Annotated in this window: 21 protein-coding genes; 14 read left to right on the top strand and 7 right to left on the bottom strand. The window is 60.7% G+C overall.

Annotation, left to right across the window (positions count from 1 at the left end):
* Positions 1 to 271: 271 nt before the first annotated feature.
* The 12 genes from AC1DIQ_RS16145 (at position 272) to AC1DIQ_RS16090 (ending at position 13136) form a co-directional block, all read left to right on the top strand.
* Positions 272 to 811, top strand: a complete 540-nt coding sequence (locus tag AC1DIQ_RS16145) for a single-stranded DNA-binding protein (protein WP_346468851.1) — start codon at positions 272 to 274, stop codon at positions 809 to 811.
* 513 nt (positions 812 to 1324) lie between these two features.
* On the top strand, positions 1325 to 1759 hold the full coding sequence (locus AC1DIQ_RS16140; protein ID WP_478050404.1) for a hypothetical protein: 435 nt from the start codon (positions 1325 to 1327) through the stop codon (positions 1757 to 1759).
* A gap of 442 nt (positions 1760 to 2201) precedes the next feature.
* Complete coding sequence (locus AC1DIQ_RS16135; protein WP_478050403.1) at positions 2202 to 3212, top strand: DUF3800 domain-containing protein; 1011 nt, start codon at positions 2202 to 2204, stop codon at positions 3210 to 3212.
* Positions 3213 to 3777: 565 nt separating this feature from the next.
* Positions 3778 to 5373: an AAA family ATPase gene (locus AC1DIQ_RS16130; protein ID WP_478050402.1), complete on the top strand. Its 1596-nt coding sequence runs from the start codon at positions 3778 to 3780 to the stop codon at positions 5371 to 5373.
* A gap of 20 nt (positions 5374 to 5393) precedes the next feature.
* Positions 5394 to 6218: an HNH endonuclease gene (locus AC1DIQ_RS16125; protein ID WP_478050401.1), complete on the top strand. Its 825-nt coding sequence runs from the start codon at positions 5394 to 5396 to the stop codon at positions 6216 to 6218.
* A 208-nt stretch (positions 6219 to 6426) separates the two neighbouring features.
* Complete coding sequence (locus AC1DIQ_RS16120) at positions 6427 to 7251, top strand: hypothetical protein (RefSeq protein WP_478050400.1); 825 nt, start codon at positions 6427 to 6429, stop codon at positions 7249 to 7251.
* Between the two features lie 77 nt (positions 7252 to 7328).
* On the top strand, positions 7329 to 8102 hold the full coding sequence (locus tag AC1DIQ_RS16115) for a hypothetical protein (RefSeq protein WP_478050399.1): 774 nt from the start codon (positions 7329 to 7331) through the stop codon (positions 8100 to 8102).
* A 566-nt stretch (positions 8103 to 8668) separates the two neighbouring features.
* On the top strand, positions 8669 to 8962 hold the full coding sequence (locus AC1DIQ_RS16110) for a hypothetical protein (protein ID WP_176990109.1): 294 nt from the start codon (positions 8669 to 8671) through the stop codon (positions 8960 to 8962).
* A 232-nt stretch (positions 8963 to 9194) separates the two neighbouring features.
* On the top strand, positions 9195 to 10091 hold the full coding sequence (locus AC1DIQ_RS16105) for a hydroxypyruvate isomerase family protein (RefSeq protein WP_478050398.1): 897 nt from the start codon (positions 9195 to 9197) through the stop codon (positions 10089 to 10091).
* A gap of 26 nt (positions 10092 to 10117) precedes the next feature.
* Positions 10118 to 11803 (top strand): GMC oxidoreductase, encoded by a 1686-nt coding sequence (locus AC1DIQ_RS16100; RefSeq protein ID WP_478050397.1) that lies wholly within the window; start codon positions 10118 to 10120, stop codon positions 11801 to 11803.
* Complete coding sequence (locus AC1DIQ_RS16095) at positions 11803 to 12378, top strand: gluconate 2-dehydrogenase subunit 3 family protein (RefSeq protein ID WP_478050396.1); 576 nt, start codon at positions 11803 to 11805, stop codon at positions 12376 to 12378. Before AC1DIQ_RS16100 ends, AC1DIQ_RS16095 begins: the two co-directional genes overlap by 1 nt.
* A gap of 14 nt (positions 12379 to 12392) precedes the next feature.
* Positions 12393 to 13136 (top strand): 3-keto-disaccharide hydrolase, encoded by a 744-nt coding sequence (locus tag AC1DIQ_RS16090; RefSeq protein WP_478050395.1) that lies wholly within the window; start codon positions 12393 to 12395, stop codon positions 13134 to 13136.
* A gap of 30 nt (positions 13137 to 13166) precedes the next feature.
* Here the strand turns inward: AC1DIQ_RS16090 and AC1DIQ_RS16085 are convergent, their stop codons facing one another.
* The 5 genes from AC1DIQ_RS16085 to AC1DIQ_RS16065 are packed head-to-tail and all read right to left on the bottom strand — an operon-like array spanning position 13167 to position 17801.
* The gene (locus tag AC1DIQ_RS16085; protein ID WP_428999472.1) at positions 13167 to 13463 is read right to left on the bottom strand and encodes a c-type cytochrome; all 297 of its coding nucleotides are present in this window, start codon (positions 13461 to 13463) and stop codon (positions 13167 to 13169) included.
* Between the two features lie 18 nt (positions 13464 to 13481).
* Positions 13482 to 14348: a sugar phosphate isomerase/epimerase family protein gene (locus AC1DIQ_RS16080; protein ID WP_478050394.1), complete on the bottom strand. Its 867-nt coding sequence runs from the start codon at positions 14346 to 14348 to the stop codon at positions 13482 to 13484.
* 19 nt (positions 14349 to 14367) lie between these two features.
* Positions 14368 to 15492 (bottom strand): Gfo/Idh/MocA family protein, encoded by a 1125-nt coding sequence (locus tag AC1DIQ_RS16075; RefSeq protein WP_478050393.1) that lies wholly within the window; start codon positions 15490 to 15492, stop codon positions 14368 to 14370.
* A gap of 12 nt (positions 15493 to 15504) precedes the next feature.
* Positions 15505 to 16722, bottom strand: a complete 1218-nt coding sequence (locus AC1DIQ_RS16070) for a nucleoside permease (RefSeq protein ID WP_478050392.1) — start codon at positions 16720 to 16722, stop codon at positions 15505 to 15507.
* 26 nt (positions 16723 to 16748) lie between these two features.
* Positions 16749 to 17801 (bottom strand): sugar phosphate isomerase/epimerase family protein, encoded by a 1053-nt coding sequence (locus AC1DIQ_RS16065; protein ID WP_152153628.1) that lies wholly within the window; start codon positions 17799 to 17801, stop codon positions 16749 to 16751.
* 95 nt (positions 17802 to 17896) lie between these two features.
* Here AC1DIQ_RS16065 and AC1DIQ_RS16060 point away from each other — a divergent pair, with 95 nt between their 5' ends.
* Positions 17897 to 18904, top strand: a complete 1008-nt coding sequence (locus tag AC1DIQ_RS16060; protein WP_478050391.1) for a LacI family DNA-binding transcriptional regulator — start codon at positions 17897 to 17899, stop codon at positions 18902 to 18904.
* Positions 18905 to 19021: 117 nt separating this feature from the next.
* Here the strand turns inward: AC1DIQ_RS16060 and AC1DIQ_RS16055 are convergent, their stop codons facing one another.
* Positions 19022 to 20257, bottom strand: a complete 1236-nt coding sequence (locus AC1DIQ_RS16055) for an MFS transporter (protein ID WP_478050390.1) — start codon at positions 20255 to 20257, stop codon at positions 19022 to 19024.
* 20 nt (positions 20258 to 20277) lie between these two features.
* On the bottom strand, positions 20278 to 20697 hold the full coding sequence (locus AC1DIQ_RS16050; protein ID WP_478050389.1) for a hypothetical protein: 420 nt from the start codon (positions 20695 to 20697) through the stop codon (positions 20278 to 20280).
* A 520-nt stretch (positions 20698 to 21217) separates the two neighbouring features.
* Here AC1DIQ_RS16050 and AC1DIQ_RS16045 point away from each other — a divergent pair.
* Complete coding sequence (locus AC1DIQ_RS16045; RefSeq protein ID WP_121043289.1) at positions 21218 to 22243, top strand: AI-2E family transporter; 1026 nt, start codon at positions 21218 to 21220, stop codon at positions 22241 to 22243.
* Position 22244: the final 1 nt, after the last annotated feature.

Genomic DNA, 22244 nt, shown 5'->3' with positions numbered 1-22244 from the left:
GCTGCCAGGGCTGGGCCGGGCGGCGGGATGGCCCGGCGGGCCGCGGCCCGGCCGCGTCCGGCGTAACCGCCGTCACCCTTGTGGGATATGGCTCGAGCAGGTTTCCGGTCGCTGCCGGGCGGAATTCCGACAGGGTCGGGGACGGCGGCAATGATAAGATGGTGCAATCTGGATCCCCCCAATTCTCCCAAGGGCGGCCCGGCAGATCTGCACCCCGCCCGGGGCTGTGATATGACTGCGGCCTGCCCTCGGACAACGGAAGAGCAACCCTATGGCGCGCGGCATCAATAAAGTCATCCTGGTCGGCAACCTCGGCAACGACCCGGACGTGAAGTACACCCAGGGCGGTATGGCGATCACCCGCATCAGCCTGGCCACCACCAGCGTCCGCAAGGACAAGGATGGCAACCAGCAGGAGCGTACCGAATGGCACCGCGTGGTGTTCTTCGGCAAGCTCGGCGAGATCGCCGGTGAATACCTGCGCAAGGGCAGCTCGGTGTACGTCGAAGGCAGCCTGCGTTACGACAAGTACACCGGCCAGGACGGCGTGGAGAAGTACTCCACCGACATCATTGCCGATGAAATGCAGATGCTCGGCGGCCGTGAAGGCGGCGGTGGCGGTGGTGCCGGCGGCGAACGCCCGCAGCGCCAGCAGGCCCCGCGCCAGGAGTACGGTGGCGGTGGCGGTGGCGGTGGCGGTCAGCGCGGCGGCGGTGGTGGTGGCTACGGCCAGCAGCGCCCGCAGCAGCAGGCCCCGCAGCAGTCAGCGCCGCCGATGGACGACTTCGCTGATGACGACATTCCGTTCTAAGAAACACTTAAGTACTAACAGTTGAAATAAGCCGAGGAGGAGCCCTGTCTATGGGGCTCCTCCTTTTTTTCGCGTTCTCGGGACGGTAAGAAAAAGAGCTATAGTCATACATACGTGAAATCAGGCGAGCATGGCACCTTGCCAGAAGCAGAGAGAGTGCATGACCTGCAAGGAGCATGTCTGTATCAAGGGAGATCATGTAACGCTTGAGCGAATCCGCTTGCTGGAGCTGCAGGCCGAAGCACTTCTCGCACGCGCGAGGAGAGCGCACTCTGAAGGGGACTTCGGCGCGGATCGCTGGGTCGATAGCCACAAGTGGAAGCTTGCACACGTCAGGGCTATGAGGCTCGCACTCGAGCATCCTAAGGCTTCGTCAGGGGCTGTTCTTAGAATACCGGAGCGGCACGATCCCTCACCTGTCCGTCGAGCGTTGCTGGATCTAGGATTGATTGAGCATTCCGTCTCAGAATCAGCTGAAGTGCTCGACATCACAATGCGTGGGAGTGCGGATACATGCCCAAAATTGTAGTGACGAAGGAATCCTTGCCAAAAATACTGCGTGAACTCGACCGCTGGGAGGGAAAGCTCACCTGGCCGTTGTTCTGCGCGCGAGTCGCATTGGTGCTGGGCGTCGGCTCAGTATCCAAGCACACGATGTATCTATATCCCACGATCAAGGAGCGTTTCCAGCAACGCCAACGGGACTTGAGGGAGACAAAAGATGCACTTCCCAGGGACTTCACTTTGAGTGGAGCGGTCCGACGTATAGCAGATCTCGAAGCTCAGGTCCGCAGGCTTGAGGAAACGAACACACTGCTGTTGGATCAGTTCCGTCGTTGGCAGTACAACGCCTATGCCAACAATGTTCGGATTGACCTAATACAGTTGGACCAGCCACTACCTTCATTGGATCGTGCGGGCCGTCTGTTCGGAGGGCCTTCTAGATAGAGCAGGGGAAGGGCAGATTGATGATGGTAAAGATCTACTATTGGACATGCGAAGCATGCGATGCGTATCGACGGTACATGCTCTTCTCATCTCCTCTGATTGACTTGCTTCCTGCAGCACCTGCTACTGGCCTTAAGAGGCTTGCGCGCGGCCAGCCAGACTGCCCAAAGTGTGAATGAGACGGCGCAGGTTGTGATGAAAAGGCCGACAACTAGAATCGTCTGATCAGTCGTGTTCAATGTGGTTGGTCCATATATAGTTGATCCGGGAGTGCCATGTTATCTGAGGCATTCCTCGGAAAGTGCGGGCGCGATGGATGCATTTAGTGGGATCTAGGGCGCTTGCCGCTTTTGCGCGGCCCGATTGTGGGTAGTATGGCTGAATGCCGCTGGCTTCTAATGCTTGGTTGTATGGAAGTAACTACTGTTATGGAAGTAATTGAATGTTCATCTATGTGGATGAGTCTGGTAGCTTCGTCCCATCGGCTAGTGTCGATAGTTGGTGCGTTGTGGCAGCCTACGTTGTACCAGAAGTTGCTAGGAGGCTGGTTGAGCGAAATCTCAATCTCCTGAAGCGCCGCATGGGGTTTGGATTTCGAGACGAGCTCAAACTCAGACAGCTGCCTGAGGCGCAACTGAAGTGCTTCTTGGGTGAGCTTGGTGAGACGGAGGCAACGCTCTACATCACCGCGATTGACCTAGGGCACCAAGGGGCGGAAGCGATACTTGTTCACCAGAATCGACAGGTTGAAAGCGTTAGAGCCAATCGGCCGAATATGCTACATGCGGAAGGACGAGCCTCCATCGACGATCTGTCGGGAAGGTTGGAGCGCCTATCTCCTCAGCTCTATGCACAGATGGTGGCTCAGATAGATCTGTTGGATCAAGTCTTTCGAATGGCTACGCTGTACTACTCGCAGCGGCTTCCTGCCACACTGGGGAGCTTCAGGTGGCGCATGGATGAAAAGAATTCAGCGAGACCTTCATTTGAGCAGACGCTATCCCACATGGCTCCAGCTCTCATCCAGGCGAAGTCGCTGAGAGATCCGGGAATTTTCGTGGAGGGGTTTGACTACTCGCACTTTGACATGCGTTTCAGGAACGCACCGCAAGACATACCGGCCTACCTACAAGAGTCCGCTGGGCACACCATCGAGTCGGCAGTGAACCTAGGTGCGATCTGGCGAGACTCAAAGTTTGTCCGCTCACATGATGTGCCTGGCGTCCAAGTGGCAGACATTCTGGCCTCAGCTTGGAGACGAGTTCTAAGGGGGGAGTTCGAAGACAACGACGGTGTCGCCTTCCTTCTGGGAGGACTCATGGTTCAACGGCAGAGCCCCAATCCACCCATCCACCTAATCTCACTAGGCGAGGAGCGGATGGCGCAAGGGAAGGCCTACCGTGCAGCTTTGATCGCCAAGAGAAGTGCAAGTGCGATGTTCCGAGCGCGCTGAGTTTTGCGCATGTTCTGGATAAACACTTCTACCCAAGCTCAATGAGGGAGAGAGAAGTCGGGGGCACGGCATTGCGCGGACGCTGGGCCTCCTGGCGCTGATCTTGGGCCTGTCGTAGGTCATCCGGACCGATAGCGGCAAGAAATTCTGCGGCAGGACGATGCTGACGTGGTCCCAGGAGCGAGGTGTGCAGCTGCACCTAATCGGCCTATGCTAACTCAATCATAATGCCTACATTGAGAAATACGAGGGTCGTCGTCGCGGCGAGCGCCTGAACGATTGGTGGTTTCCGCTGTTGCTGCACGCCGGCACGAGATCGAAATCTCGCGGCAGGTGTACAGCGAGGACGGATCGACGGAGGCTTAGCTGATGTGACGCTGTCCGCCTATGCGCAACAGCTCGCGGCAATAGCCGGTAAGCTAGAATATTGGATCTAGAGTACCCCGCTACTGAAGTACGGGGGGCTTAGAAGTTCCAGTCGCAGTGAGCATACAATTGAACCTCGCAATTATGGCGGCATGAATTCCGCTAACGAGCTTGGTCGCGCCATCTGAAGGAGCAAGTGGTGAATTTCAGGATTGTGGGGTCGTTTGATTCACAGAGCACAGGCAACGAGGTGCTGCTTGTACGCGACAACTGGAATGACTGGTTTGAGTGGGTGACCCAGTTCTACGTGGTAGTCGTTCAAGAAGGGAGTCGATCCTCGGTCGGTCATATTAAGATCGGTAGGTCGGGTATGACATCTGAGGCCGGCGCAACCTACCAGCAGCTCGATGAGGTTTTCCCGCGGTTAGACGAACCATGGTTCTCAATAGGACAGGCAGAGAATTACTACGAGCAGCTCAATGAACTGGGTGACGAGTTCCGCGACTGGTACCTAGAAGCTGTGAGGGATCTCGCTCGATTCCCTTTGCTCTTGGATCAGAATGTCCGCGAGCCTGTCGTGGTTCGCTCGCTCCTGAGGGATATCAACGAGGATCGGGTTCGGAATCGCTTCCATCGCTTGGCTATCGGAGATGCTGCACTGTCCAGCTTTGATTTCTGCTTCAGATTTCCGCTGGATCCATTAGCAGTGGGGCGTGCGCCCCAACTCAACTTTCGTGTTGTACCAGATTCAGCGCCGCCGACCAACGTGCATGTAGTCATTGGCCGAAATGGTGTCGGCAAAAGTCGTTGCTTCGACTATTTGTCGAGAGCATTCCTCGGATTGCCTTCGAAAGATGGTGGTCCATCAGGCTTCATCGGGCGAATTGGAGATCCCGGAGGCTTAGATCCGTCTAGCTCGGGAGATCATGAGTTTGCTGGTCTTGTAACTGTTTCCTTTAGTCCATTTGACGAATATGGGCCACTCGTTTCTTCCACGTCACGCTTGGAATTCAGATACGCATACATCGGACTGATCCGAGAGTCTGCGGAGCAGGTAACATCTGGTGGCTTTGCCGTAGATGATTCGGCAACACTGACGATCAAAGGTCGACCAGAGCTGGCCAGAGACTTCATCAAAAGCCTGGCGGCTTGTCGGGCCACGGCACGTCGTCGGAGGTGGCTGAGAGCGATTGAGCTGCTTGAGGCCGATCCTCTCTTTCTTGATGCGGGTGCACGCGAGAAGATTGATGATATTGCAGATGGCTGGGAGCTGCGAACCAGTCATTGGTTTCGACGGCTCAGCTCCGGGCATAGTGTCGTGCTCCTAACTATCACTAGACTTGTTGAGTTGGTGGAGGAGAAGTCGTTGGTTCTCATCGATGAGCCTGAGGGTCATCTACATCCGCCGCTACTGTCGGCTTTCATTCGAGCCCTTTCCGAGTTGCTGATCAATCGTAATGGTGTCGCCATTATCGCGACGCATTCTCCTGTCGTCCTGCAGGAAGTGCCAAAGACCTGCGCTTGGCTTCTTAATAGAACAGGGCATGCATCGCGTGCTGACAGGCCTGACTTGGAAACGTTTGGCGAGAACGTGGGAATTCTCACTCGCGAAGTATTTGGCTTAGAGGTTACCCAGACCGGCTTTCACCGCCTCGTTAGCGACGCAGTGGAAGAGGTTGGCTATCAACAGGCCGTAGAGCGCTTCGGGGGACGACTAGGAGGAGAGGCTCGCTCGCTTGCGCGAGCCCTAAGCATCGTCGGTCCTGCTGCTGAATCGACTGAGTCGGAGGAGTGATGCGAGTCCTGAATCATCCAGTGGACACCCAAGCCGGTGTATATGAGCTCTGTACAGCTGCGACAGGAGATCCGATTTTACGAGAGAAGCTGCTGGCGATTGCACCAGAGCTTGCGCTGGCAGGTGCGCAGTATCATGAAAATGCGCAAGCTGCCTCGCTTCACCTTATCCCGCGGGTTGTGACTGTCGGTGACGTGTCTAAAGAGGAGCTTGTCTCTCTTTACAAGAGCCACCTTAGTTCCTCAACCGGAGCGGCGCGGGAGGTTTACAACAGGGTTCGAAATTTATCCCCGCACAACAAGTGCCCGCTCTGCGGTGTTGGCAATGTTGCCCATTGTGATCATCACCTCCCCCAATCGAAGTACCCAAATCTCGCTGTACTCCCCTCAAATCTGGTTCCTGCTTGCCACTTTTGCAATGATCGAAAGAGGGCGAAGTTTCCCCTTGGGGCTGGTGATCAGACCTTCCACCCATACTACGATCAGCATCTTCTTGCGCACAATTGGGTTCGGGCGACTCTCAATCCTGGTCCGCCGCCTGTGCTGGTCTTTGATACCTTGCCGCCGGATAGCTGGCCAGAGGTAGATAAGAGTCGAGTTAAGAGGCATTTCGAGGTTTGTGGTCTTGGGGTGACCTTTACCACCAATGCCAATGATGAGATGCCAATCGTGCGAGAGCGTCTCGAAAATTTGTTCGATCGTGGTGGTGTTGCGGCGGTACGGCAGTTTCTCGATGGTGAGTGTTTGGTCTACGCAAATAGACTAAATAGTTGGCAGTACGCTACGTACCGAGCTTTGGCTGCCAATGATTGGTTTGTAAATGGCGGATATATGGAAGTTCCCTGAGCTTTTGAAGTCCGTTGATCCGAAATGCGTCATGCTTGCTCTTTCAATGAGGCTTGCTCTGGTTTATTCGCTGTTAGCTATATTTCCGCTTTTGATCGCCCGTACTTTAGCGGCGGGGGCGTAGTGCGCATATGAAAATATTTGGCTAAATTATTGATTGTGATGCTGATGCAGAATTTTCCCGCGTGTGTGATTGAGTGATTTGCCAATGCCTCGACTTCCCATAAAACGTGAGACGCTGAACGCGATCTTCGCAAAGTCAGGAAACGTATGCGCGTTCCCAGGTTGTACGCATGAGCTTGTAACGAAGGGAAATCTTTTCGTGGCCCAGATCTGTCACATTGAAGCGGCGAGACCCGGTGGGCAGAGATACAATGCAGAGTCGACGGATGAAGAGCGAAGGTCCGCCGATAACTTGATATTGCTTTGTTACAAGCACCATCGAGAGACTGATGACGTTTCAGAATTCGAAGTCGGTACCCTTCGCTTGATGAAGCTCCAGCACGAGAGTGTTCATGGTGAGAAGACATTTAAGATTAATGAGGCATTTCTCCGCAGGCTTGAGGCTGAGATGCAGGTTTACTGGGATGATCTTAAAGTTGCCAACTCAGATCTTCATGTCGCACCAGATTTCGCAGTCGAAATAGGTTTGGCAGTAAACGCCGCTGGCGAGATGGATGGTGCAATGAGGGCGGCTTGTAGGGTCGCTGAAATTTTGAGTGAGCTTGCCAGCTATGATGACTGTCTAAACGATGAAATTAGGGAGCATCTAGCAAGACTCGGCTATGACTTGGGTCCGTACGATGAGGTCCGATATTTTGAGAATCCATTTATTGGTCGCAACTGGGAGGTCCATGCTCTGGCTGCGAACAATGCTCTCACTGACTTGAATGTTGCTCTTGATAGGGTGAGGGTGAGGTTCTTGGAAGAGTATGTAAAAACAAACTCGACCGATACTGCGGCCCTTGAAGCCTTGCGTGAGGCGAAGGCACAGCTAAGGCAGGCGGCTGTCTCGGCGGGCTACGCCGACTGATTTGTTGTTATTAATATTCTTGCTCTATGTAATTTATTGTTAATGAAGTTTTTACCACTGGATGGCGATCGATAGTTATGATCAAAGAAGCGACGGAAATTGCATTGAATGAGGCGAGGGATGGGCGGGCTGTGCTATCAAAGGTAAAGCCGATTCTTGTCGGGAAGTCTGCTTTGGCCCCGGCGTCGGCTTACCTTCGGAATTTCGCAGGCTGTATTCTTAATCGCCACATTGATGTCTATGACGATGCCATTCTTCTTCTGAATAATGAGCGATATCAAGCTGCATGTATGGTTGGCAGGGCGATGATAGAGACATATGCCTTTGCTGGGTATTTTTATGGAAAGCTCGATAAGCTCCTTGGCTCTGAGAATTCTCTTTCCGAAAATGAAGATGCGCTGGATTTAATTTTGAGATTCACTAATAGCTCAAGATACAAGGTTGGTGAGCAAAAAAGGCTGAGTAAGGGTGTCTTCTCTCTTGATGACTACTCCTTCACCGCGCAGGCGGTCGAGCGGATGTCTATGGGCTTGGCGGGAAGTGAACATGTTATGGATGCACTTCGTGAGTTTTATGAAGCTGAGAAAGAACACCTGTCATCCGTTGAGAGCCCGACTGAACTTACATATGACATCCTTAGTGAATGGGTGCACCCATCTCAAACTAGCTTATTTCATCATTACGTAGAAGAGACGCATGATATTCCGACGTCGGTTGGTAATGTAAAACTTTTTGATAACGCTATCCTTCAATGTGCGACGGCTATCCGTTTCATTGCGGGTGCTGGGGATCATTACCACTGGGCGATGGAGCTTGCTGACGAAATGGATCGTCGTGCTCGTGATAATTGATGGCTTCTTTCGGTTTTGAATTTGGCGCTGATTAGACAAAACTGTGGTTCGCTTGAGTTTTGAACGCGGCGGATCAGGAGGCGGAAGTTGCTTTTATCCTGAGGCAAGAACCGACATGAAGAGGAGTCTATAGATAGCTTCTAAGTTTTCTGTCGAGTCGAGGAGAACGACTAGGGCGGGAGAGTGAGAGTTTTTGACAGGTCCCGCTCTTGAAGGAGTGCAAAGAGTGTCAACGTTGGCCCAGTGCCCAAGGTCTGTTCTGCGAGAGGCAATTTTTATCACCTGATTCTTGGAAAAGGTTGATAAAAGAAGACTTGTGGTGTGGTCAAGCCACAAGTCTTGTGGACTGCTTCAATAGCTTTTGGAATTGCCTCCTGACCCTACAGGTGTGCACAACCCTTCTGATTTCTGATTTTTACGGATGCAAACAGAAACCCCGGTAAGCCGCTGTGCTTGCTGGGGTTTTTCTTTTTTGCACGGGAAGCTCTGTTTCCTGCCGGTTTGACGCCTGTCTTCTGCCCCTAGCCATGGCACGATGGGTCACAACTCAAGGGAGGAGTGACGGCATGCGGCTGACGGACCAGGAACTCAAGCACGTGCTCAATGTCGACTGGGGAATGCGGTTCTGGCGCTGGTTCCGCTGGGTGCTGCTGGTCATCCTGGCAGTGGCCGCAACCGGTGGTTACACCGGCCTGATGAAGCAGGCACCGAATGCGTGGCTGATCGCCGGCGCGGTCTATCTGCTGGTCGCCTGGCCGGGGCTGTGCCGCGCGTATGTCTATCGCTCGCTGCGGCGCATGATCGAGGCCGACCCAGAGGCGCGCGAGCAGCTGCGCCAGGCGATGCATCGCCGGCGATGAGCGGGTGCCTGCCGCGCGGCGGGAGCTGTCCTCCCGCAGCCCGGTGAGCGTGATTGCGTGGCACGCCGCCCTCGCATCGCACGAACACGACGACAGCCATCACGCGCGTTGTGCCCCGCAGCATGCGTTTTCGTGCACCGCGTCTTGCAAAAAAAACAGTTCCTCCTCTATGGTGCAATCGATTGCATCGCGGCAGTTCGTCAGCGTTTGATACCAGGAGGCAGGAAGGCGGATGTCCATCCATTCCATCAGACCGCCATCGGCGCCGGGGCTCACGCGGCGCGATGCGCTTCGCATGGCGGTCGCCGGGAGCCTTGGCTTGGGCGCTGTGTCCATGCTGCCGGCGTTTGCAGCCACCGCGCCGCTCAAGGGCAATCTGAAGCACTCGGTCGCCCGCTGGACCTTCCCGCAGCTGTCGGTCGCGCAGCTCTGCACGACGGTGAAGGCGATTGGTTTTGCCGCCATTGACCTGGTCGGTCCGGAAGACTGGCCCACACTGAAGGCCCATGGCGTGGACAGCTCGATGTGCAACGGTGCGGAGCTGGGCCTGACCAAGGGCTTTGCCGGCCGCGAGTTCCACGACCAACTGGTGGAGCGCTACACGCGGCACATCGATCTGGTGGCCGATGCGGGCTACCGCAACCTCATCTGTTTTTCCGGCAACCGCAACGGCATGGATCCCCAGGAAGGCATGGCCCATGCAGAAGCGGGCCTCAAGCGCATCCTGGGGCATGCCGAGAAACGCAACGTCGTGCTGGTGATGGAGTTGCTGAACTCCAGGGTCGATCATCCCGACTACCTGTGCGACACCTCCGCATGGGGTGTGGCGCTTTGCCAGCGGCTCGGCTCGGACCATTTCGGCCTGCTGTACGACATCTATCACATGCAGATCATGGAGGGCGACATCATCGCCACCATCGGCAGGGATCACGCCTGTTTCAAGCATTACCACACCGCGGGCGTGCCTGGCCGGCACGAGATCGGGGACCAGCAGGAACTGAACTACCCCGCCATCTGTCGCGCGATCCGCGACACCGGTTTCGATGGGTATCTGGCGCAGGAATTCATGCCTGTGGCACCGGATCCCATCGGCTCGCTGCGCGAGGCGATCCGCCTCTGCGACGTCTGAAACGATATCCACCAGGTGAGAGATCCATGGCAGACAATCATTACGACGCCATCGTTGTTGGCTCGGGAATCAGTGGCGGTTGGGCGGCCAAGGAACTGACCGAGAAGGGCCTCAAGGTCCTGATGCTGGAACGCGGCCGCAACATCGAACACGTGAAGGACTACGTCAATGCGATGAAGGAACCGTGGGACTTCCCGCACCGCAACCGACCAACCCAGGCGATGAAGGCCGCCTTCCCGGTGCTGATGCGCGACTACGCGCTGGCCGAGAATCTCCAGGGCATGTGGGCCGACGAACAGGAATCGCCCTACATCGAGACCAAGCGCTTCGACTGGTTCCGCGGCTACCACGTCGGCGGGCGTTCGCTGATGTGGGGCCGGCAGAGCTATCGCTTCTCCGACCTGGATTTCGAGGCGAACCTCAAGGACGGCATCGCCACCGACTGGCCGATCCGGTACGCCGACATCGCACCCTGGTACGACCATGTGGAGAAGTTCGCCGGCATCGCCGGCACCCGCGAAGGTCTGGATGTGCTGCCGGACGGCCAGTTCCTGCCGCCGATTCCGCTCAATATCGTCGAGAAGGACGTGGCCGCGCGGATCAGGAAGGCCTTCGGCGGAACCCGGCACATGATCCACTCGCGCACCGCCAACATCACCCAGCCATTGCCCGAGCAGGGTCGGGTCAACTGCCAGTACCGCAACAAGTGCATTCTTGGCTGTCCCTTCGGTGCGTACTTTTCGACACAGGCGGCGACGCTGCCGGCGGCCATGAAGACGGGCAACCTGACGTTGCGGCCGTTCTCGATCGTCAAGGAAGTGCTCTACGACAAGGACCGCAAGCGTGCGCGCGGGGTGGAGGTCATCGATGCCGAGACGGGGCAGACCTATGAGTACACGGCCAAGGTCATCTTCCTCAATGCGTCCTCCTTCAACTCCACCTGGCTGCTGATGAACTCGGCCACCGATGTGTGGGATGGCGGGCTGGGCGCATCGTCGGGCGAGCTGGGCCACAACGTGATGGACCATCATTTCGGTGCGGGCGCCTCGGGCCGGGTCGAGGGCTATGAGGACAAGTACTACTTCGGCCGTCGTCCCTGCGGCTTCTACATTCCCCGCTTCCGCAACGTGGCTGCGGACAAGCGCCGCTACCTGCGTGGCTTCGGCTACCAGGGCGGTGCCAGCCGCACGGGATGGTCGCGCGAGATCGCCGAGCTGAACATCGGTGCCGACCTGAAGGAGGCGCTGACCGTGCCCGGTGACTGGCGCATCGGCATGACCGGCTTCGGCGAAATGCTGCCGCACCACGACAACACGATCCGCCTGGACGGCGACCGCAAGGACAAGTGGGGACTGCCGGTGCTGGCGATGGATGTCTCCATGCGCGCCAACGAACTGGCCATGCGCAAGGACATGGCCGCCGATGCCGCCGAGATGCTCGAGGCCGCCGGCGTCAAGGACGTGGAGATGCACGACAACGACTACGCCCCCGGCAAGGGTATCCACGAGATGGGGACCGCGCGCATGGGACGTGACCGCAGGACGTCCGTGCTGAACCAGCACAACCAGGTCTGGGATGCGCCCAACGTCTATGTGACCGACGGTGCCTGCATGACCTCCAGCGCCTGTGTGAATCCGTCGCTGACCTACATGGCGCTGACGGCGCGGGCCGCCGACCATGCCGTACGCGAACTGAAAGCGGGGAATCTCTGATGGACCGCCGCGAACTGCTGAAGATGATCGTCGCCGCCACCGGCGCGGCGATGATTGGCCTACCCGAACTCGGCCAGGCACAGCCCCCGGCCGCGACGGCGAAAGCCCTGTTCTCCGATGCCGATGTCGGCACGCTGGATGAGATTGCTGAGACCATCCTGCCGCGGACGCAAACGCCCGGAGCGAAAGACGCAGGCGCCGGTGCGTTCATGGCGACGTTCGTCAGCGACTGCTACACCGCCCGGCAGCAGGCGACGTTCCGCGCGGGATTGGCCGACATCAGCAAACGCGCCGGCGGGCGCTTTGATTCGCTCGCGCCGCAGGCACGCACCGCGCTGCTGCGCGCGCTGGATGCAGAGGCCCGCAAGCACGCGGTCGAGGTGAGCGAAACCGGCACCGCCGAGGAAGGAGAACCGATGCCGCACTACTTCACGATGTTCAAGCAGCTGGCCATCTTCGGTTTCTTCACCTCGAAGGTTGGCGCGACCGAGGTGCTGCAGTACGTCGCGGTGCCGGGGCGCTATGACGGCGACCTGGCGTATGTTCCCGGTACGCCGGCGTGGGGGACCAGCTGATGGAGCGCAACAGAATGATCCAGCCTGTGCTGATCGCCGCCGCCGTGCTGGTTGCCGCACCGGCGCTCGCGCAGGCCGCTGCCGACCCGGCGCGCGATCCGAAGCAGACCGAGGTCTGGACGCCGGTGCCCGCGAGCGTGGCCACGCCCCCGGGAAAGGCCCCTTCCGATGCGATCGTGCTGTTCGATGGCAAGGATGTCTCCGCCTGGGAGTCGGAACAGGGCGGACGCGTGCCCTGGCGCCTGGCCGATGGCGCACTGACGGTGGTTCCGGGCAGCAAGGGCATCCGTACCCGGCAGCGCTTCTGCGACGTGCAGCTGCATGTCGAATGGCGCACGCCTGTCGAGACCACGGGCTTTGAGGGCCAGGACCGGGGCAACAGCGGCATCTTCCTGCAGGAGCTCTACGAGCTGCAGGTGCTCGACAGTTACAACAACCCGACCTATGCCAATGGCCAGGCCGGCGCCATCTACAAGCAGGCCATGCCCTTGGTGAACGCCTCGCGCGCGCCGGGCGAGTGGCAGGCCTACGACATCCTCTGGAAGGCACCGCGCTTCTCAGTGGGCGGTGGGCTTGTGTCGCCTGCGCGCATCACCGTCCTGCACAACGGCGTGCTGGTGCAGGACGACACCGTGCTGGCGGGGAAGACCGAGTACATCGGCGCGCCGTCGTATTCGCCCCATGCGTGCGCGCCGCTCTCCCTGCAGGAACATGATTCGAAGGTCAGCTACCGCAATATCTGGGTGCGCGAGCTGTAGTGGCACACGGCCGGCGTGGTCGCCGGCCGCTTATTTCGCCAGGTAACTGGCGAGATTGTCGATTTCCTGCTGCGACAGCTGGGAGAAGGGCGGCATCAAGCCGCCGCCCTTGCTGATTTTTTCCTTGATCTGCGCCGGCTGCAACCGCTTGGCGACATCGGTGAGTGCGGGGAACGTCGGCGGAATGCCGGCCCGATTCGCGCCGTGGCAGGCCGTGCAGTGCACGGCATAGAGTTGTGCGCCAGCGGCCGGGTCATCGTTGGACCACGCTGTGGGGGCCAGCACCGTGCCGAACAGCGTCAGGGCCAGCGTCAGGATCTTGTTCAAGTGCGGCTCCTTGGCGGGCTAGCGCGGTGCGCTGGCGGGCAACGTAGCGGTGAGGTGCTGGCGCAGGTAGTCCGCGCCCGTCTTGATGACCTTGGCCGGATCACGAGGGTGGTCGTGCTCGACGATGTACCACTGCACGCCCGCCGCCGCGGCGGCAGGCAGGATCGCGTTCCAGTCCAGCACGCCCTGGCCAACAGCGGCGAAGCCGCCCTCGTCTTCGGCCTGGCCTTTGGGTGCGTTGTCCTTGGCGTGTACCGCGAACACGTGGCCACGGAATTTGCCCAGCATCACCACCGGGTCATGGCCCGCACGGGCTACCCAGGCCAGGTCCAGCTCGGTCTGCAGGTCGGGGCCGGCCGCAGCGAACAGCAGTTCCAGGCCGGTTTTGCCGTTGAAGTCGACCAGCTCGAAGTCATGGTTGTGGTAAGCCAATCGCATCCCCTGGGTGTTTGCCTCAGCCGCGATCCGGCCCAGTTCCTGGCCCAGTGCGGTCCAGCCAGCGGCATCGGTCGGCCGATCCTTCTCGTCCAGGTACGGCACCACCAGAGTGGTGTTTCCGATCGAGCGGTTGAAGGCCACCACGGCGCCCAGGTCGCTGCGCAGATCGGCCAGTTGCACGTGGGAGGAAATGGCCTTGATCGAATAGCGGTCCAGCAGGTGCTTGAGTTCGGCGGCGCTGACATTCTGGGTACCGACTGTCTCCACCGCGCCGACGCCCGCGTCATGCACGATCTTCAACTGCTGGTCGAGCGTGCCGGCGTCGCGCAGCGTGTACATCTGCACTGCGATGGGCTGCTGTGGACCGGCCGGGGCGCCTGCGAAGGCGGGCAGGGCAACGAGCAGCAGCAGTGCGAGGGTGGTGGTCCTGCGCGTAGCGATTTTCATCAACACATCCTCCCGGGATTCAACCGATGGTGGTCCAGGCACGGGACCTGGCCGATGCAATCACGCGGTCGACGATCAACGCCGAACGCAGGCCGTCCTCGAAGGTGGGCAGGCCCTGTGGCCGCTCGCCGTCGATGGCGTGGTAGGTGTCGGCGACGAACGCCTCGAAGCAGTGGCCGTAGCCCTGCGCATGGCCGGGCGGCAACACCGACAGCCGGCGTTGTTCGGCACTGCCGGCACTTGGCCCACGCACGAAGGTTTCCTCGCGCTGGTCGGGTCGGCCGATCCACAGCCGTTCGGCGTCCTCCTGGTTGAACGCCACGCTGGTCCGGGCGCCGTCGATCTCGAACCAGAGGCGATTGTGGCGTCCGGCCGAGACCTGGCTGACCGTCAATGACGCCAGCGTCCCGGCGCCGGTACGGAACATCGCCGCCGCCACGTCCTCGCTGCGGACCGGCTGCATCGCGCTACCGGCCACCGCGGTGGTGAAGCTCTGCCCGGTGCCGGTGCTGCGTTCGGAGATCACCGTGTCGAATGCTGCGCTGACCTCGGCGAAGCGCTCGCCGCTGACCCACTCCACCAGGTCGCACCAGTGTGAGCCGATGTCGGCGAACACGCGCGACGCGCCACCCAGCGCAGGATCGACGCGCCAGTTGTTGCTGGCCGGGTCCAGCAGCCAGTCCTGCAGGTAGCTGCCGTGGATCAGGTGCAACGGCCCGAGTTCGCCGTCGGCGATGCGTGCACGCGCCTCGCGCACCACCGGGTGGTAGCGGTAGACGAAGGGCACCGTGGCGACCAGTCCGCCCGCCGCGGCCAGCGATGCCAGCGCCCTGGCATCTTCCAGCGTGGTGGCCAACGGCTTCTCGCAGACCACATGCTTGCCGGCTTCCAGCGCGGCCTGTGCCATGGGACGGTGCAGATGGTTGGGCGTGCAGACATGCACGACCTGTACCTGTGGATCGGCGACCACCTCCTCGATGTCCCGATAGGCGCGCGGGACATTCCATGCCTGCGCCACGTCGCGTGCGCGTTGCGGTGACGAGGCGGCCACGCCGCGGATCTCGGCACCGGCCAGCAGCGCCGCGCGACGATGCACCGCGCCGATCATGCCGGTGCCGATGATGGCGATTCCAAGTTTTGGCATCAGCTGCGGTCCTCAGGGCGTGGACGATGTGGCCGCGACCACTGGCCGGTCGCGGAACAGCAACAGGAAGGCGATCAGCACGACCAGCGCGACGCCTGCCGGGAACAGCCAGATCTGCTGCCAGTCGGGCCCTGCGTCGGTGGTGAAGTGCTCCACCACCGCGCCGGACAGGAACGTGCCGATCAACATGCCCACGCCATACGTGGCCAGCGTGATGAACCCCTGCGCGCTGCTGCGCGCGGCCGGTCCGGCATGCGCATCGGTATAGATCTGGCCGGTGACGAAGAAGAAGTCGTAGCAGATGCCGTGCAGCACAATGCCGATCACCAGCAGGGTGAAGCCGCCGCCCGCATCGCCAAAAGCGAACATGACGTAACGCACCACCCACGCGGCCATGCCCACCGCCAGCATCGTCTTCACTCCCAGCCGCACGAACAGGAACGGCATGGCCAGCATCAGCAGCACTTCGGAGACCTGGCCCAGCGATTGCAGGCCGGCCGCGCCGCGCACGCCCAGATCGTTGAGGTACGGGTTGGTGAAGTTGTAGTAGAACGCCAGCGGGATGCAGATGGCGATGGAGGCCAGGAAGAACACCAGGTAGGAGCGCGACTTCAGAAGCCGCAGCGAATCCAGCCCCAGGATCTGTCCCAGCCCGGCGTCGCGCTGTTGCGCCAGCGGCGGCGTGTGCGGCAGCGTGAACGCATACAGGCCCAGCGCCAGCGACGCCATCGCCGCCATCCGGAACGTCAGCTCGAGCCGATGCGCCTGTTCCCAGCCCAGCCAGCCGATCAGCACGCCCGCCACGATCCAGCCGACGCTGCCGGCCACCCGCACGAGCGGAAACTGCTTTTCCGGCGACTGCATGTGCCGCATCGCCACACTGTTGGCCAGCGCCAGCGTTGGCATGAACAGCAGCATGTACCCCATGACATAGAAGGAGAAGGTGCTGAAGTCCGTCGCCGTGGACGCCAGCCACATCAGCGCCGCGCCAGCGAGGTGGAGTACCGCGAGGATGCGCTGCGCCGCGAAGTACCGATCCGCGATCAGGCCGACCAGGAAGGGCGCGACGATGGCGCCGATCGATTGGCTGAGGAACGCCGTCGCGACCTGGCTCGCGCTGGCCTGCAACGGCCCCTGCACCAGGTAGGTCCCCAGGGTGACGAACCATGCCCCCCAGATGAAGAACTGCAGAAACATCATCGCGCCCAAGCGCGACATGGTGTGCGTCATGGCTTGCCCTCCCAGGCAGTGATGGCTCAGATCCCCAGCATGCGGCGCAGTGAGCCAGGATCGGTGCCGCTGTCGGCAAAGTCGTCGAAGGCGCGCCCGGTCACGCGGATGATGTGGTCGCGGATGAAGGCGGCCCCTTCGCGCGCGCCGTCTTCCGGGTGCTTCAGGCAGCACTCCCACTCCAGCACAGCCCAGCCGGGAAAGTCGTACTGCGCGAATTTCGAGAAGATCGCCTTGAAGTCGATCTGGCCGTCCCCGAGCGAGCGGAACCGCCCAGGACGATCGATCCAGTCCTGGTAACCGCCATACACGCCACTGCGCGCGCTGGCGTGATACTCCGCGTCCTTGACGTGGAAGATGCCGATGCGATCGTGGTAGCGGTCGATGAAACCCAGGTAGTCCATCTGCTGCAGCAGCAGGTGACTGGGGTCGTACAGGATCTTCGCGCGGGGATGGTGGTCCACCACCTTGAGAAAGCGCTCGAACGTTGCGCCGTCATGCAGGTCCTCGCCCGGGTGGATCTCGAAACACAGATCCACGCCGCAGGTGTCGAACGCATCCAGGATCGGACGCCAGCGGCGGCCGAGTTCGGCGAACGCTTCATCCACCAACCCGGGTGGGCGTTGCGGCCAGGGATAGAAGTAGGGCCAGGCCAGCGCGCCGGAGAACGTGGCGTGCGCGGTCAGCCCCAGGCGCTGGCTGGCCTTGGCGGCCAGCAGCAGCTGCTCCACCGCCCAGGCTTGGCGGGCCGCGGGATCACCGCGTTTGTCCGGTGGTGCGAATCCGTCGAACAGGCTGTCATAGGCCGGATGGACGGCAACCAGCTGCCCCTGCAGGTGGGTGGACAGCTCGGTGATCTGCAGGCCGTGTGCGCCCAGCATGCCGGTCACATCGTCGCAATACGTCTGGCTGCGCGCAGCTTCGGCCAGATCGAACAGCGCCGGAGCGCTGGTAGGCACTTGTACGCCAGAATAGCCCAGCCCCGCGGCCCATCCGGCCAGCGTGTCCAGCCGATCGAACGGAGGTGTGTCGCCAATGAACTGCGCCAGGAACAGTGCTGGACCCTTGAGCGTTTTCAAGCGGATTCGCCCTCGATGCAATCGATTGCATTATCCTAGCAGGGGCATTCGAAAGAGCTGTTGTGCACTGCACAGCGGAAGGAAGAGGTAACGCCATGGCCACCATCTACGACATCGCAAAGCACGTCGGTGTTTCCGCCGGCACGGTGTCGCGGGCGCTGTCCCGGCCGGAAAAAGTCCTGCCGGCCACGCGCGCGCGCATCGAACAGGCGGCGTCGGCGCTGGGCTATGTCCCCAACACGGTTGCCCGGACACTCAAGACCCAGCGCAGCGGCAAGATCCTGGTCACCGTGCCGGACATCGCCAATCCGTTCTTCGCCCAGATCCTGCAGGGCGCGGAGGACGCGGCGCAGGCCGTTGGCTACGCTGTCCTGCTCGGCGATACCCAGAACCGGCCCGAGCGCGAGGAGCGCTACGCACAGATGCTCCGGCGCAACGAGGCCGATGGCCTGATCGTGCTGGGCCATCGCCTGCCGCCGACGGCGCGCGAGATCGTCCAGCAGCGCGGCGCCGCCGCGCCGGTGGTCAACGGATGCGAATTCGATCCCGCGCTGGGCATCCCCAGCGTCCACATCGACAACGCGGCCGCCGCGCGCGCCGTGATGGAACACCTGTACGGGCTGGGGCACGAGCGGATCGCCGTGGTCGGTGGGCCGCGCGACAATCCTCTGCACCAGCAACGACTGGAAGGCGTCCGGACCGCTGCCAAGGCGCGTGGCCGCCTGCGCCAGTTGAGCGTCGTGCCGGGTGACTTCACCATCGAATCCGGGCACGCGGCCGGGATGTCGCTGTTGGCGCGCGCGCCCTTGCCGACGGCGGTGTTCTGTTTCAGCGACCAGATGGCGCTGGGCGTCCTGGCGGCCTGCCGGGATCTGGGCATCCGGGTGCCGGGTGATCTGTCCGTCGTCGGCTTCGACGACCTGGCATCGTCGCGTTACCTCACGCCTCCGCTGACGACCATCAGGCAACCGATGCGGGAGATCGGTGCCCGCGCGGTCAACCTGCTGCTCGCCATCATCGAACGTGTCGATGTGCCGCTTCAGCAGACGCTGGATTTCAGTTTGATGCTGCGGGGCTCGACTGCCTCGCCCAGGCGGAGGTGAGGGCAGTCCGGTGCCTGGCACCCCGACGCGCCGGTTGGTCGAAGCGGCGGGGCAACGTGTCCATCCCCGGTGCCGGTGGCACCGCAGCCTCAGCAGCCATGCACCCAATCGATTCCATTACGCAGGTGCGTCTGCAACGGGCTCCTTGCAGACGAAGTACGCGTAGTAGGCAATGACGCATGCCGCCGCTGAGATTATCACGACCGAAGCATAGCTCCAGCGGATGGAAACATGGGCGCCGGCTCCGCCGACCAGGCCATACATGACGAGTATGAGAGCGCTGGAGACCGCGTTGGCCGCAGTCTGTACACGCCCCTGCATCCCCTTCTCGGTAAGCCGCTGCGCGGCGGTCGTCACCACAGGCCAGGCGGCCAGACAGGTGCCGATCACAAAGTAGAGGAAGAATGCCTTCCAGAACGAACTGGTCAGGGCAAAGATCGCAAAAGAGAGGGCCATTACAAGCGTCGCGGCCACCAGCGCAGGACCATAACCCCACCGCGTGGCGGCAGCCGGGAGGACGAACGCCCCTATCACGGCACCTGCCGACAGCGACGCTTCGATTGCACCAAACTGGCCTGAACTGAGGTCCAGCACCACCTTGGCGAACGGCGCAAGCAGGATGCTTGTCGTCATCAGAGTGACGTAAACAAGCATCTGTATGCTGTACAGCAGTACCAGCCTATGCTCTCCCAGCAGGTAGCGGACGCCGTCACGGGTGTCTTGCCAGTAGCTGCCCTTGCTGGTTGGGTCGCAGCGGAACTCCAGGTGTTCCTTGCGCACGAACAGCATGCAAAAAAATGCCGCTGCGAAAAGGCCCGCGGTTATCAGCAGCACCGTCGCCGGTGAAGCGACCATCATGAGTGCTCCGCTGATAGGCATGCCGACGATGAAACCAACCTCGAATGCGATGTCAACCGTGGAATTGGCATGCAGCAGCCTGCTGTCGTCGACCAGCTCACGGACCATGGCCAGCAGGGCTGGTGTGTACAGGGCAGAACAGGAACCCATCACGAACGCCAGAGCCATCAGCGCAGCAACGCCCGGGTGCCTGATGTAGAGTGCAGCGGCAGCAACAAGGGCAACCACGCGCAGGATCTTCGTCGCCATGACGATGTGACGTCTGTCCACCCGGTCGACCAGCAGGCCGATTGCGGGGGCAAGAAGTAGGGAGGGCAGCCAGAAGCAGACCATCAGTCCCGCCAGTGCGGATACGGATGCGTGTTGGTTTACGACCGTCCACGACATGGTGAGCAGCACCATGCCAGCGCCGATGTTCGCCAACAGGCAGCTGACTATGACCCAGCGCACGGCGGGGATACCCAGAAGCGCCATCCGCGCGGTCAAGTGGTTCATTCGTTGCTCCTGCATGGCGTTCAAGAAGGGGTGTGGGCAACATCCAGGACGAAGCCGTCGAGGATCCGTTGCATGCGCTCCTGGACCTCGGCAGACGTCCGTCCTTCGACCTGCACGTAGCCGGCGCAGAATCCGGACGATCGCTTCGGTTGAATGCAATCGCCGATCGCAACGTTCATCTGGCAGCTGAGCACGCCGGGATAGGCCATGAGTTCCCGTGCTGTCGACAACCGGGTCACAACGCCAGCAACCGCCGGCAGCAGAAGATCGCCAACAGCGCTGTCACGCGTGTAAACCAGTTCGGGGTGCCGCCCTACATAGGTATCCATGATCGCGTGCAGAAGATCAAAGCCATACGCGTGGCCATGATTGAGTGGCACTTCGCAGCCCCTCAACCGTGCGGCGATCTCGCTCATGAAGAACCGGCCGTCGTCAGTCATGAAGAGATCAGATGGCCGCGATGGCGGCGGCGATTACAGCGAAGGTGGGATCTTCAGGCGTGCCATCGGCTTGATTGAGCGCTGGATGGCGTTCTGCCGTTGTGCCAAATGTGGTCTCGTTGCGAGACGGTCAATCGGATGGTGCGAAGTGTGCATGGTCGACATCGTGGTGATTCCATCAGTCATCGATACAGCTCCTTGCTTGCTTCTCGAAACACTAACATGGTGACCTGCGCCGGGGCCAAGATGGTGGTCTCATTTCTGATCGCTGAATCGTATTGAATGACGTACTCCAGCGCCTTGAAGAGATAGCACACAGCATCATCTGCACCGTTGAATGTGGGCGAGGCGCCGGGGATTCTGCAGCCGAAGTGGCCTGCTTAATGTGCTCGATGCAGACAGCCATCGAGCTCGGGCCGACGCTGCGCGATGGCGGCGAGCTGAACCCGTTCGCGTGGGCCTGCGCAGTTTCTTGATGGCGCTGGGCAGTACCATGGACCACCCGTCAGGATGCGCCCGCATGTCCATAGTGATCCCCGCGTTGCCCAAGCCGCCCACCGCCCGCATCGCGGCCTGGTTGCTGATGCTGCTGGGCATGTGGCTGACCTTGAAACTCGGGCTGGTGGTGACCCTGCTGTCGGGCCTGCTGGTGTTCCACCTGACCCATCTGCTGGCCTCCACCGTCGAGGGCAAGTTGCCGCCCGGGCGCGCACGGGCCTATTCGGTGATCGTGCTGTCAGCGTTGATCATCGGCGCGCTGACCCTGGCGGCGATCGGCATCGCCTCGTTCTTCCGCAACGAGACCGGTGGGCCGGATGCGCTGTTGATGCGTCTGATGGACATCCTCAACACCTCCCGCCACCAGGTGCCGGACCTGCTGCAGCCCTATATCCCGGAAGACCTGCAGGCGCTGCGCACGGCGATGAACGACTGGGCGGCGACCCACCGCCAGCAGCTCGGTATCGCCGGCACGTCGGCCGTGCAGATCAGCGTGCGGATCCTGATCGGCATGGTGCTGGGTGCGATGATCGCGCTCTACGACGAGCTGCCGCTGCCGAAGATGGGGCCATTGGCGCAGGAGCTGATCGGCCGCACCAGCCGCATGGCCACGGCGTTCCGGCAGGTGGTGTTTGCCCAGGTGAAGATCTCCCTGCTCAATACGCTGTTCACCGCCATCTTCCTGCTCGGGGTGCTGCCGCTGTTCGGTGTGCATCTGCCGCTGTCCAAGACGCTGGTGCTGATCACCTTCCTCGCCGGCCTGCTGCCGGTGGTGGGCAACATCATCTCCAACACGGTCATCACCATCGTCGCGCTGTCGGTGTCGTTCTACGTGGCCGTGGTCGCGCTGCTGTACCTGGTGGTCATCCACAAGCTGGAGTATTTCCTCAACGCGCGCATCGTCGGAGGGGAGATCCAGGCACGTGCGTGGGAACTGCTGCTCGCCATGCTGGTGATGGAAGCCGCGTTCGGGCTGCCAGGGCTGGTCGCGGCGCCCGTGTTCTACGCCTACATCAAGCGCGAACTGCTGGATCAGCGCTGGATCTGAG

It is taken from the genome of Stenotrophomonas sp. 05L413 (assembly GCF_056397945.1).
This window is presented reverse-complemented; position numbering and strand designations above follow the sequence as displayed.

Coding starts and splice junctions, on each gene's coding strand:
- AC1DIQ_RS16145 (WP_346468851.1), top strand. CDS start 272: ATGGCGCGCGGCATCAATAAAGTCATCCTGGTCGGCAACCTCGGCAAC.
- AC1DIQ_RS16140 (WP_478050404.1), top strand. CDS start 1,325: ATGCCCAAAATTGTAGTGACGAAGGAATCCTTGCCAAAAATACTGCGT.
- AC1DIQ_RS16135 (WP_478050403.1), top strand. CDS start 2,202: ATGTTCATCTATGTGGATGAGTCTGGTAGCTTCGTCCCATCGGCTAGT.
- AC1DIQ_RS16120 (WP_478050400.1), top strand. CDS start 6,427: ATGCCTCGACTTCCCATAAAACGTGAGACGCTGAACGCGATCTTCGCA.
- AC1DIQ_RS16115 (WP_478050399.1), top strand. CDS start 7,329: ATGATCAAAGAAGCGACGGAAATTGCATTGAATGAGGCGAGGGATGGG.
- AC1DIQ_RS16110 (WP_176990109.1), top strand. CDS start 8,669: ATGCGGCTGACGGACCAGGAACTCAAGCACGTGCTCAATGTCGACTGG.
- AC1DIQ_RS16105 (WP_478050398.1), top strand. CDS start 9,195: ATGTCCATCCATTCCATCAGACCGCCATCGGCGCCGGGGCTCACGCGG.
- AC1DIQ_RS16100 (WP_478050397.1), top strand. CDS start 10,118: ATGGCAGACAATCATTACGACGCCATCGTTGTTGGCTCGGGAATCAGT.
- AC1DIQ_RS16095 (WP_478050396.1), top strand. CDS start 11,803: ATGGACCGCCGCGAACTGCTGAAGATGATCGTCGCCGCCACCGGCGCG.
- AC1DIQ_RS16090 (WP_478050395.1), top strand. CDS start 12,393: ATGATCCAGCCTGTGCTGATCGCCGCCGCCGTGCTGGTTGCCGCACCG.
- AC1DIQ_RS16080 (WP_478050394.1), bottom strand. CDS start 14,348: ATGAAAATCGCTACGCGCAGGACCACCACCCTCGCACTGCTGCTGCTC.
- AC1DIQ_RS16075 (WP_478050393.1), bottom strand. CDS start 15,492: ATGCCAAAACTTGGAATCGCCATCATCGGCACCGGCATGATCGGCGCG.
- AC1DIQ_RS16070 (WP_478050392.1), bottom strand. CDS start 16,722: ATGACGCACACCATGTCGCGCTTGGGCGCGATGATGTTTCTGCAGTTC.
- AC1DIQ_RS16060 (WP_478050391.1), top strand. CDS start 17,897: ATGGCCACCATCTACGACATCGCAAAGCACGTCGGTGTTTCCGCCGGC.
- AC1DIQ_RS16055 (WP_478050390.1), bottom strand. CDS start 20,257: ATGAACCACTTGACCGCGCGGATGGCGCTTCTGGGTATCCCCGCCGTG.
- AC1DIQ_RS16050 (WP_478050389.1), bottom strand. CDS start 20,697: ATGACTGACGACGGCCGGTTCTTCATGAGCGAGATCGCCGCACGGTTG.
- AC1DIQ_RS16045 (WP_121043289.1), top strand. CDS start 21,218: ATGTCCATAGTGATCCCCGCGTTGCCCAAGCCGCCCACCGCCCGCATC.